1 protein-coding gene is annotated in these 558 nt (G+C 57.2%); it reads right to left on the reverse strand.

Annotated elements, in window-relative coordinates:
* Window positions 1-41: 41 nt before the first annotated feature.
* The coding region (gene tnpB, locus F1735_RS34135; protein WP_222853194.1) for an IS66 family insertion sequence element accessory protein TnpB at window positions 42-558 on the reverse strand (517 nt) is incomplete at its 5' end.

Raw genomic sequence — 558 nt, forward strand, 5'->3', positions numbered from 1 at the left:
TTTGCGACGGCTTCTGGCATGCACTATTTTACCAAATCCCCCTATGAAACGGAACCGAAATGCAAGGTTTTATGAGGAGCATTTCGCCATAAATCGAAGCCTTCCAACAGCCATTCAAACTGCTGTACCGTCACCGTTTGGGTGGCTCCGTCGGCCTCACGCGGCCATGCAAATTTTTCCGCCTCAAGACGCTTGAGCCAAAGGCAGAAACCGTTGCGATGCCAGTACAAGACCTTGATCTTGTTGCGATGCCGGTTGACGAAAACGTACAACGCGCTTCCGAAAGGATCGAGCTTTAGTTCCTGCTCAACCAGCGCTGACAGTCCATCAATCGACTTCCTGAAGTCGACCGGATCGCGGTACAGATAGACCTGTTCGATACGACAGCCGGGGTGCATCAGCGCGCTCCCGGGTGTGACTGCTCCAGCGCAGCCAGCCAGACCGGTGCCGGCAGCGCGGCCATCTCGAGGCGCAGCCCCGACGGCAAAATCAGTGTGCAAGCGGCCGATGGCGGCGCGGCCTGTGCAATGCGAACGGCGACGAATTTGCCGTGTACCG

This window comes from Massilia genomosp. 1 (assembly GCF_011682185.1).
Classification (GTDB): domain Bacteria; phylum Pseudomonadota; class Gammaproteobacteria; order Burkholderiales; family Burkholderiaceae_D; genus Telluria_A; species Telluria_A rubra.